The sequence below is a fragment of the Kribbella sp. NPDC059898 genome (genome assembly GCF_042730855.1).
Taxonomy (GTDB): Bacteria; Actinomycetota; Actinomycetes; order Propionibacteriales; family Kribbellaceae; genus Kribbella.
The window spans coordinates 1,131,269-1,140,836 of record NZ_JBHWKR010000001.1; the positions used below are offsets into that span (position 1 = coordinate 1,131,269).

Sequence of the window (9,568 nt, forward strand, 5' to 3'; positions counted from 1 at the left end):
CCGTCGCCAACGGCCCGCAGTCAAAGCAACGCTGCCTATCACCCGATAGGCAGCGTCTATCACTCCATGGGTCCGTAGACGGCGCTGGCCCGATCCTCCACGAACGCCCAGTACCGGTCGCCGTACGACCAGTGCCACCACTCCGTCGGATAGTTGACCATCCCGGCCGCCGTCAGTACGTCGGCCAGCAGCGCCCGGTTCGTCCGCGCCTCCCGGCTGATGTTGTCCGCCGCGAAGAAGCACGCACCGTTGCTCTGCTCGGGTGTCGCGTCGATCGGCGTCCCGAGATCGAGCGGTCCGTGGGCCCCGACCAGCGTCAGGTCCACCGCCGCGCCCGCGACATGCGGCGCCACCTCGATCGGCGACACGAACCGGCTGGCCAGCACGTGTACGTCGGCCTCCGCGATCCCGGGATGCAGCCGCGCCAGCTCCGCGCAGTACCTGTCGTAGATCTCCCGCTGGCTCTCCGCCGGCCGCAGCCCCTCGACCACGTGCAACCGGATCCCGGCCGGCAGGAACGTGTCCGCGAGAGCCAGCCGATCCGCCACGCTCTCCCGCGTGAACTGCTGTCCGGTTGTCGACAATCCTCTGGTGGACAGGTCGATCAGCGGCTCGCCGTTCTCGATCGCCGGGATCGCGGTGATCCGGTCGTCGCTCAGCAGTACGGTCATCCGCGCGCCACCGCCGTACGGATCAGCGTGTCGACCACCTCGGCGTACGACAGCCCAGCGGCCGCCCACATCCGCGGGAACTGCGACGCCGGTGTGAACCCGGGGAACGTGTTGATCTCGTTCACCACCGGCTCCCCGTCGGCCGGTACGAAGAAGTCGACCCGCGCCAGCCCCGCGCAGCCGAGGACCTCGAAGACCTCGATCGCCGTACGGCGCAACCGGTCCGCGAGCGCGGCGTCGAGCGGCGCCGGTACGACGAACCGCGTTGCGCCGCTGTCGTACTTCGCCGCCGCGTTGAAGAACGGCTGCTCCGGATCCGCGTGGATCTCCAGCGCCGGCGCCGTCTCGATCCGCCCGTCGGGGAACTCCAGCACCGCGAGGTCGATCTCCCGGCCGGCCATCTCCCGCTCTACCAGCACATCGGGCGCGGCGTCCGCGACCGCGGCAAGCAGCGACGAGAGGTTCGTCGCACGGGTGACGCCGAAGCTCGAACCGCCGTTCGCGGGTTTGACGAACAGCGGGTAGTCCAGCCCGGCCGCCTTCAGTTTCTGCAGCATCGCCTCGGTGTCGGTCACCTCGTTCCCACGCAGCGCGACCCCCGGCGTGACGGCAATACCGTGCGCCGTCAGCACCGCCTTGGTCAGGTGCTTGTCCAGCCCGACCGCGCTGGCCGCGACACCGCTGCCGACGTACGGGATGTGCAGGTGGTCGAAGAACCCTTGCAGGCGGCCGTCTTCACCGCCTTCGCCGTGCAGCGCGGGGATCGTGACGTCGCACGCCTGCAGGATCTCGATCGCCTCGTGCTGCCCGTCCTGCCAGTTGCCCTCGGCATCGATCACCAGCGGGATCGCCGTGTGCCCGAGGAGATCGACCGCCTTCGCGATCCCCCTGCCGCTCGCCAGCGACACCTGGTGCTCCGGACTCGCACCACCCATCACGATCGCGACCCTCATCGCGCGCCTTCCTCGTAGCGCCGGGGGATCCGGCGGCCGATGCCGCAGTAGATTTCGTGCGGGATGGTGCCCGCCCAGTCGGCCCAGTCCGCGGCTGTCGGCTCGCCGGACGTGCCGGGGCCGAAGATCGTCACGGGTGCGCCCGGTTGGACGGGCAGGTCGCCCGCGTCGACGACGAACTGGTCCATCGCGATCCGCCCGATCACCGGCATCCGTACGCCGTGACACAGCACGCTCGCGCGCCGCCCGGCGACCCGGGGGATCCCGTCGGCGTACCCGATCGGGACCAGGCCGATCGTGGTGTCCCGCTCGGCGACGAACTCGTGGCCGTACGAAACCCCTTCGCCGGCGCGAATCCGGCGTACCTGAGCCAGCTTGCTCACCAGCCGCATCGCCGGCCGCAGCCCGATACCGAGCTCGTCGATCCCGTACAGTCCGGCACCGACCCGGACCAAGTCGGTGTCCGGTGCGTCAAGCGTCAGCGCCCCGGCCGAGTTGGCCAGGTGTACGACGCTCGGCCGCAGCCCGGCCCGGCGGGCGAGACCCACCCCGGCCCGCAGGAACTGCAGCTGTCGCGCGCTCTCCACGGCGTCGGCGGAACTGCCGTGGGAGAGGTGCGACCAGATCCCGCGGACCGTGACGGCGCCGAGCGCCTCGTAGTGCGCCGCCGTTCGGGTGAGCTCGATCCACTGGTCAGGTGCACTGCCGGCCCGGTGGAGTCCGGTGTCCAGCTTCAAGTGCACGGAGTGGACGGATGGGGTGGAGACAACGCGCTGGAGTTCGGCAACGGTGGAAACGCTGACGTCGACGTCGGCGAGGAGCATCAGCTCGGCGGCGTCGTACAGCCAGGTCAGGATCGGTACCTGCAGGCCGGCCGCGCGCAATTGCAGCGCCTCGGCGGCGTGCGCGACGCCGAGCCAGCTCGCGCCCGCCTCGACCGCGGCACGGGCGACCGGTACGGCGCCGTGGCCGAACGCGTCGGCCTTGACGACCGCCATCAGCTGCTGCGGAACACGTTCCCGGAAACTCCGGACATTCTCCCGGACGGCGGAGAGGTCGACGACCGCCTCCGCCAGGCCGGCGATCCCACGCGTTGCCGGGCGGTGGTGGGACTGGACGAGGTACATGCCGATCATTGTTGTTTCCGGCAACGATCGGCATCATCGGAGTCAGGACGGATGTCTGCCGGTGCCGACTACGACCGTGGTATGACACCGCTCATCCCGGTGAATGAGATCGTCCGGTCCGGCGAACTTTTCGCCGATACTGGAGCGGTGGAAGCCACCGATCACCTGCAGGACTCGTTGACGGCCGGGATCGCGCTGGCGAACAGCTTCGGTTCGACGATGCGGCAAGGGCGCCCGGCGCGGGCCGTGGACGCCGCGGCGGTGGACACCGTACTGCGGTTGACCACCAAGCGGCCGCCGGTTGTCGATCCTGCCGACTACGCGGCTGGTGCGAAGACGCTGTACGAGGCGCTGAGTGTTCTGCCCGACGTCGACGCTGCGGCGGCGCTTGTCAACCGGCTGCTGCAGGAGACGAAGGCGGCGCCGCAGCTCACCTGCGAGGTGGGGGAGCCGTGGCACCTGCACTTCGGTAGTCCGGATGGGGCGGCCGGGTGGCTTGCGGAGTTCGCGACCGCGGTGGCGATGGTGCTCGGCAGCGCTGAGCTGGAGCGGGTACGGCGGTGTGCGGCGGCGCGGTGTGACGACCTGTTCCTGGATTCGACGCGCAGCCGCACCCAGCGGTTCTGCTCAACCGCCTGCCAGAACCGGACCAAGGTCGCCGCGCACCGGGCCAAGGCGAGCACCTGACGCCGTCACCATCGTCGCCTCGGCCGCCCAACCGAGCTTCCGGTACAGGTGGAAGCCGTCGGTGGTTGCCATCAGCAGACCGGTCCGCGCCCCGCGTTCGATGGCCCGGCCGGCCAGCGCCCCCATCACCACGCTGCCGAGCCCACGCCGCCGGTGCGCCGGATCGGTCTGGATGTCGTGCATCACAGCATCCACTCTGACCACCGCCACCATCCCCCGCGCCGCCACCACACCGCCCCGGTCCACCACCCGCACATACTCGAGCGCCCCGTCCGTTGTGAGCTCCAGTCGGTAGTCGTCAGCCACTTGCGGTTGTGGATGCCGGTGGAGGTCGATCGACATGAGGGTCTTGTGTTCGGGGAAGGGATGGGTGCCTGCGGCTAGCAGTTGTGTCGCGACCTGGTCGCCGGTTTGCGTGGTCACCGTCAGCCAGGTGTCCTCCGGGAGGGACGACGCCAGGCGGTCCACGGTTGCTGCGTCGTCGGTGCGGGTGAACAGTTCGCGCTCCCGCCCCGGCAAGCGCAGTACGGCGGCGTACGCGTCGGGGTACTCGATCACCGGCTCCAGGCCGCGGCACAGCCGCCAGCCTTCCAGCCATCGCCTCATCATGACGATGAGTGTAACTGACTAGAATGAGATAGACAGTTACTCGGTCCCGAGAACGAAGGTCTGGATCGCGACCACCGCCGCCCCGCGCGCCCATTCGCTGAAGTCGGCCGGCTGCAGCACCATCGGCAGCTCGGCCGCCGACGGATGCCGGTCGGCGTGCAGCCCGGCCAGCAGCTCCTCGTGCGCGACCTCCGCCAGCCGGATTCCCTCGCCGCCGAGCACGACCAGCTCGGGCATGGTGAAGTTCGCCGCCGCCGCGATCAGCTTGCCCAGTGCCCGGCCCGCCCGCCCGACCACTTCGCGCGCGGCCGGATCCCCCTTCGCCGCGAGGTCGAGCGCCTCGTCGTACCCGACCGTCCGGCCCAGCGCCGTACCGAGCTGGCTGGTGATCGCGCTCACCGTCAGCAGGCTGAGTGCGCAGCCGCGGTGGCCGCGGTCGCAGCGCGGACCGTCCGGGAGCAGCGGGTAGTGACCGATCAGCCCGAGCGTGACGTCCGGGCTGTCCACCACCTGGTTGTGGACGACCAGCCCGTACCCGACGCCGGCCCCGACCGTGACCAGGATGAAGCGGTCCGAGTTCCGCCCGGCGCCGAACCAGTGGGTGGCCTCGGTCAGCGAGGTCAGGTCGTTCGCGAGCACGATCGGTACGGCGGTGTGCGCGGCGAGGATCTCGCCGAACGGTACGTCGACCCAATTCAGGTACGGGCCCCAGCGGACCTCGGACCGGTTCGCGACCCGCCCGCCGATCGAGACGCCGAGCCCGGTGAGCGGACGACCGCCCGGGACCTGGAGCTGCAGCTCGTCGGTGATCTCGAGCACCAGCTCCGCCACGGCCGAGGGCGTCTGGTCGAGGATCGGGCGCTCGACGCTGGCGAGGACGTCGGCGCGCAGGGTCGTCAGTACGCCGATCGCGGAGTCGCCGGTGAGCTTGATGCCGACGAAGTGGTGCGCGTTCGCGTCCAGGTCGAGCGGCTGCGACGGCCGGCCGACCCGCGCGTCGGTGGGGCCGCCCTCGACCTCGACCAGCAGGCCGGACTCCACCATCGGCTTCGTCAGCCGGGTGAGACTGCCCGGGGAGAGACCGACCCGCCGGGACAGCTCGGCCCGCGACAACGGCCCGTCCAGCAGGATCTCCAGCGCCACCTGCCGCGAGGGCCCCGCCAACGGCCGCCACTCACCCATTGCGCCAGCGTAACGTGGCGGCGTCGGCGGGGACCGGGCTTGTGACGCCGAGACGTGACCCGGTCCGCGGTACTGGCCGCACAAGTCCCGGCGTCAGGCTCACCTCGCAGTATGCAACGGTTTACCCGGCGCGGCGGGGGGACAACGGTGTCAGATCCCGGTCACGTCATGGTCAGTGCGGGAGTTTGCGCGTATCGATGAGTTGCTGGGCGACGTCGCGCAGTTTGGTGTTGGTGTCCTGCGAGTACCGCTTGAGGATCGCGAACGCCCGGTCGCCGTCCACGTCGAAGCGTTCCATCAGGATCCCCATCGCCTGGCCGACCAGCTTCCGCGCGTCGACCGCCTGCGCCATCGTCTCCTCGTGCCGCGCCGACGCGACCGCGACCGACGCGTGCTGCGCGAGCACGTACGCGATCGCCTCGTCGTCGGCGGTGAACGCGTCCGGCTCGGCGGCGTACAGCCCCAGCACCCCGACCGTACGTCGCGGCGCGTCACCGGTCGCCAACGGTACGTCGAGCACGCTGCGGATCGCCGGCGACTCGGTCCGGAGTTCGGGCCAGCGGTCGTCGGTGGCGGTGTCGTGGATCAGGACCGCCGTACGGTCCCGCAGAGCCGTGATCAGCGGACCACTCTCCGTGGCGATCTGCCGTTCGTAGAAGGCTGTCACGACCGGATCGGTCACGGCGGCGATCTCGGCCTGCGAACCCCGGGTGTACAGGGCGACGCCGGCGTACGTGCAGCTCAACGCCTGCTGGGCGAACTGCACCACCGCGTCGATCGTCTCCTCGACACCGGGCGCGTCGTGCAGCTCGATCGCCAGCCGGGCGAACGTATCCGCCGAGTTGGCGAGATCGGGCTCAGTCACTGGAATCTCCAGGGCGTGGACTGCGGTCGGGCACCGCACATCATGCAGGCCGACGACCGAAGAGTGTTAGCCGCCCCGAGAAACAGAGCCCTCCGCTTACAGTGTGCGTATGGCGGACGTGGCTGGTCTGTTGGGTGGGCGGACCGACTGGCGGCGGGAGTTCGCGGCGCCCTTGCGCTCGTTCCTGCGGACCGAGGCGGGCAGCTCGGGGGTACTGGCGGCGGCGATCGTCGTCGCCCTGGTGTGGGCGAACGTGGCCCCCGGGACGTACGACGGCTTCTGGCGGACCGAGCTGTCGATCGGGCTGGGGCATCGTGAGCTCGGGCTGGACCTGCGGGAGTGGATCAACAGCGGGCTGATGACGCTGTTCTTCCTGGTTGTGGGCCTGGAGGCGCGGCGGGAGTTCGACCTGGGCGACCTGCGGGAGCGCAGCCGGTTCGTGCTGCCGATGCTGGCCGGCGTCGCGGGGATGGTCGCGCCGGTCCTGATCTATGCAGCCTTCAACGGCGGTGGGCCGGGCGCGCACGGGTGGGGCGTCGCGATGTCCACCGACACCGCGCTCGCGCTCGGGTTGCTCGCGCTGGTCGGCCGCGGCGTACCGGATCGGGTCCGGGTGTTCCTGCTCACGGTGTTCGTGGTCGACGATCTGCTCGCGCTGGTGGTGATCGCGGTCGTCTACAGCGCGGACGTCAAGCTAGTGCCGCTCGTGCTGGCCGTCGTCGCGTTCGTCGTCGTCCTCACGCTGGCCTTCCTGAAAGTGCGCAAGCCCTGGGTGTACGTCGTTCTCGGCGTACTCATGTGGGCCGCCCTGCTGAAGAGCGGTGTGGACCCGGTGGTCGCCGGGCTGGCGATCGGCCTGACGGCGCCGGCGTACTCGCCCGGTCGTGAGGAACTCGAGGAGGCGACCGGCCTGTTCCGGCTGTTCCGCGAGCAGCCGACGCCGGAGCTCGCGCGCTCCGCGACCGTCGGCCTGACCACCACGATCTCGCCGAACGAGCGCCTGCAGTTCCTCTACCATCCGTGGACCAGCTACCTGATCGTCCCGCTGTTCGGCCTCGCGAACGCCGGCGTCACGATCGACGCCGGCTTCCTCGGCCGCGCGTTCACCTCGCCGATCACGCTCGGCATCCTGCTCGGGTACGTCGTCGGCAAGCCGATCGCGGTGACCGGGATCTCCTGGCTGCTCGAACGGATCAGCGGCGGCCGGGTCCGCCCGGGCGTCGGCTGGGCCTCGGTGCTCGGCAGCGGCACGATCGCCGGCATCGGCTTCACGGTCTCGTTGCTGATCGCAACCATCGCGTTCGGCGGCGCGCAGCTCGCCGAGGCGAAGGTCGGCCTGCTGTCCGCGGTGATCGTGGCGTCGGCGCTCACCTGGGTGGTGTTCCGCGCCGCGAAGCTGCTGTCGCCGCCGAAGAAGGCGCTCGCGCTGCTCGGCGACGCGGAGCAACTGCTCGACCTGACGGACCCGGTCGATCCGGAGCGGGACCACATCCGTGGCCCGGAGCACGCGTCGGTGACGCTGGTCGAGTACGGCGACTTCGAGTGCCCGTACTGCGGGCTCGCGGAGCCGATCGTCCGCGACATCCTGCAGGACGACGACCTGCGCTTCGTCTGGCGGCACCTGCCGCTGTCCGACGTGCACCCGCGGGCGCAGATCGCGGCGGAGTTCGCGGAGGGCGCCGCCGCGCAGGGCGCGTTCTGGGAGATGCACGACCTGCTGCTCGCGAACCAGGAGAACCTGCAGCCGAAGGACCTGATGGCATACGCGGAACAGCTCGATCTGGACACCGATCGGTTGCACGACGAGGTGAAACGGCACGTGGCCGCCGCTCGGGTCGCGCAGGACGTCGAGTCCGCGGACACCAGCGGCGTGTCCGGTACGCCGACGTTCTTCGTGAACGGTCAGCGCCATTACGGGGCCTACGACGTGGACACGCTCAAGCAGGCGATCAAGGTGGCACGGGCGCGGTCGAAGATCCGTCGTGGCTGAATCTTGACGTACTAGGGCATTTCTGCCACTGTCGCCGTACGGCGGAATCCCTGACGCTGGGCGTCATGACCAAGCAGATCGATGAGGCCGCCGTCGCGCACTTCGCCGGGCGGCTGGCGTACGAGACGGACCCGGCCGATGTCGCCGCGGACATTGGCGCGGGCGTGACCGGCTGGGTGCTGATCGACAGCCGCAGCCAGGAGAGCTGGGACCAGGGCCACGTACCGGGCGCGGTCCACCTGCCGCACCGCGAGATCACCGAGCGTACGGCGGCAGACGTCGTACCGGAGGGGGCGACCGTGGTGACGTACTGCTGGGGTCCCGGGTGCAACGCGGCGACCCAGGCGGCGCTGGCCTTCGCGCGGCTCGGGTACCCGGTGAAGGAGATGATCGGCGGGTTCGAGTACTGGGTGCGCGAAGGCGGTCCGATCGAGACCGCGGCCGGCGTCGAGCGGCGCGAGTCCGACCCGCTCAGCGCGCCTCGCGGCGTCGCGTGTGCGTGCTGAACCCCTGTGACTGTTGAGGTTTTACATCCCTTGAACACGCCGTGGTGAAAGGCTGACTCTCTGTACGTTACGCTCGGACGAGAGCCGACGTGAGGAGACAGCGTGACCGATCAGCCGAGGTACGACGGCGGACTGGTCGCGTTCGGTATTGACACGGCGAACCCGAGTGTCGCCCGCGTCTACGACTATTTCCTCGGCGGCAAGGACAACTACGAGTGCGACCGTGAGCTGTACCGGCAGATCATGAAGGTCGCGCCGGAGGCTCCCGAGTGGGCCCGGGCGAACCGGCGCTGGCTCAAGGAGGTCATCACCTGGCTGGCCGAGGAGCGCGGCGTACGGCGCTTCATCGACGCCGGCTCCGGGCTGCCGACCGCCGAGAACACCCACCAGATCGCCCAGCGCGTGAACGTGGAGTCCCTGGTGGTGTACGTCGACAACGACCCGTCGGTGGTCGCCCACGGGCGGGCGTTGCTGCTCGACAACGACCGGACCCAGTTCGTCTCCGGCGACCTGACCAAGCCGGCCGAGGTGCTGGCCGAGCAGCCGATCGCGGACCTGCTGGCCCCCGGTCAGCCGGTCGCGCTGGTGATGGCGCTGATGCTGCACCACATCGCGGACTACGACGAGACGCTGGCGGTCGCCCGGCAGTACGTCGACGCGCTGCCGCCGGGGTCCTTCCTGGCGATCACGCACGCGTGCAACCCCGGCGACGGCGGCGCGGTCGACGAGCTGGTCACCGAGCTGCAGGAGAAGATCAAGCACGCGTTCCCGACGCTGGCGTTCCGCTCGGTGGAGCAGATCTCGTCGCTGTTCGGCGGCATGGAGATCCTCGAGCCGGGCATCGTCCGGCTGGTCGACTGGCACGTCCCCGGCGGCCGCCTCGAGGACGAACCGGAACCCGGCGTCCGCGACGCCATCTACGGCGGCGTCGCGGAAAAGTAGGGGGTGCCTCCCGGCCCCACGCCTACTGCGCGGCAC

Annotated in this window: 10 protein-coding genes; 4 read left to right on the forward strand and 6 right to left on the reverse strand. The window is 70.2% G+C overall.

All coding sequences use genetic code 11. The annotated features are described in order from the left end of the window. Positions 1-59: 59 nt before the first annotated feature. The 3 genes from ACFV9C_RS05545 to alr are packed head-to-tail and all read right to left on the reverse strand — an operon-like array spanning position 60 to position 2,751. Complete coding sequence (locus ACFV9C_RS05545; RefSeq protein ID WP_380190858.1) at positions 60-671, reverse strand: M15 family metallopeptidase; 612 nt, start codon at positions 669-671, stop codon at positions 60-62. Next, the gene (locus ACFV9C_RS05550) at positions 668-1,624 is read right to left on the reverse strand and encodes a D-alanine--D-alanine ligase (RefSeq protein WP_380190859.1); all 957 of its coding nucleotides are present in this window, start codon (positions 1,622-1,624) and stop codon (positions 668-670) included. The genes ACFV9C_RS05545 and ACFV9C_RS05550 overlap by 4 nt, the downstream gene beginning before the upstream one ends. Further along, entirely contained in the window at positions 1,621-2,751 is a 1,131-nt protein-coding gene (alr, locus tag ACFV9C_RS05555; protein ID WP_380190860.1) for an alanine racemase, read from the reverse strand. Before alr ends, ACFV9C_RS05550 begins: the two co-directional genes overlap by 4 nt. 147 nt (positions 2,752-2,898) lie before the next feature. Between alr and ACFV9C_RS05560 the strand changes: the two genes are divergently transcribed. Beyond that, positions 2,899-3,438, forward strand: a complete 540-nt coding sequence (locus ACFV9C_RS05560) for a CGNR zinc finger domain-containing protein (protein WP_380190861.1) — start codon at positions 2,899-2,901, stop codon at positions 3,436-3,438. Here the strand turns inward: ACFV9C_RS05560 and ACFV9C_RS05565 are convergent. The 3 genes from ACFV9C_RS05565 to ACFV9C_RS05575 all read right to left on the reverse strand — a co-directional run bounded on the left by ACFV9C_RS05565 (position 3,379) and on the right by ACFV9C_RS05575 (position 6,094). Next, positions 3,379-4,047 (reverse strand): GNAT family N-acetyltransferase, encoded by a 669-nt coding sequence (locus tag ACFV9C_RS05565; protein WP_380190862.1) that lies wholly within the window; start codon positions 4,045-4,047, stop codon positions 3,379-3,381. The genes ACFV9C_RS05560 and ACFV9C_RS05565 overlap by 60 nt on opposite strands. Positions 4,048-4,083: 36 nt before the next feature. Beyond that, positions 4,084-5,229, reverse strand: coding sequence for an ROK family protein (locus ACFV9C_RS05570; RefSeq protein ID WP_380190863.1), 1,146 nt, complete (start codon positions 5,227-5,229; stop codon positions 4,084-4,086). Positions 5,230-5,401: 172 nt separating this feature from the next. After that, on the reverse strand, positions 5,402-6,094 hold the full coding sequence (locus ACFV9C_RS05575; RefSeq protein ID WP_380190864.1) for a GAF and ANTAR domain-containing protein: 693 nt from the start codon (positions 6,092-6,094) through the stop codon (positions 5,402-5,404). Between the two features lie 109 nt (positions 6,095-6,203). On the opposite strand from ACFV9C_RS05575, the gene nhaA reads away from it, so the two are divergent. The 3 genes from nhaA to ACFV9C_RS05590 all read left to right on the forward strand — a co-directional run bounded on the left by nhaA (position 6,204) and on the right by ACFV9C_RS05590 (position 9,532). Continuing rightward, a complete protein-coding gene (gene nhaA, locus ACFV9C_RS05580; protein WP_380190865.1) occupies positions 6,204-8,084 on the forward strand; it encodes a Na+/H+ antiporter NhaA in 1,881 nt (626 codons plus the stop codon). A gap of 65 nt (positions 8,085-8,149) precedes the next feature. Next, positions 8,150-8,590 carry a rhodanese-like domain-containing protein gene (locus tag ACFV9C_RS05585; protein WP_380190866.1) on the forward strand — a complete coding sequence of 147 codons (441 nt, stop codon included), beginning with the start codon at positions 8,150-8,152 and terminating at the stop codon, positions 8,588-8,590. 102 nt (positions 8,591-8,692) lie between these two features. Next, positions 8,693-9,532 (forward strand): SAM-dependent methyltransferase, encoded by an 840-nt coding sequence (locus ACFV9C_RS05590; RefSeq protein WP_380190867.1) that lies wholly within the window; start codon positions 8,693-8,695, stop codon positions 9,530-9,532. Positions 9,533-9,568: the final 36 nt, after the last annotated feature.

Coding starts and splice junctions, on each gene's coding strand:
- ACFV9C_RS05545 (WP_380190858.1), bottom strand. CDS start 671: ATGACCGTACTGCTGAGCGACGACCGGATCACCGCGATCCCGGCGATC.
- ACFV9C_RS05550 (WP_380190859.1), bottom strand. CDS start 1,624: ATGAGGGTCGCGATCGTGATGGGTGGTGCGAGTCCGGAGCACCAGGTG.
- alr (WP_380190860.1), bottom strand. CDS start 2,751: ATGTACCTCGTCCAGTCCCACCACCGCCCGGCAACGCGTGGGATCGCC.
- ACFV9C_RS05565 (WP_380190862.1), bottom strand. CDS start 4,047: ATGATGAGGCGATGGCTGGAAGGCTGGCGGCTGTGCCGCGGCCTGGAG.
- ACFV9C_RS05570 (WP_380190863.1), bottom strand. CDS start 5,229: ATGGGTGAGTGGCGGCCGTTGGCGGGGCCCTCGCGGCAGGTGGCGCTG.
- nhaA (WP_380190865.1), top strand. CDS start 6,204: ATGGCGGACGTGGCTGGTCTGTTGGGTGGGCGGACCGACTGGCGGCGG.
- ACFV9C_RS05585 (WP_380190866.1), top strand. CDS start 8,150: ATGACCAAGCAGATCGATGAGGCCGCCGTCGCGCACTTCGCCGGGCGG.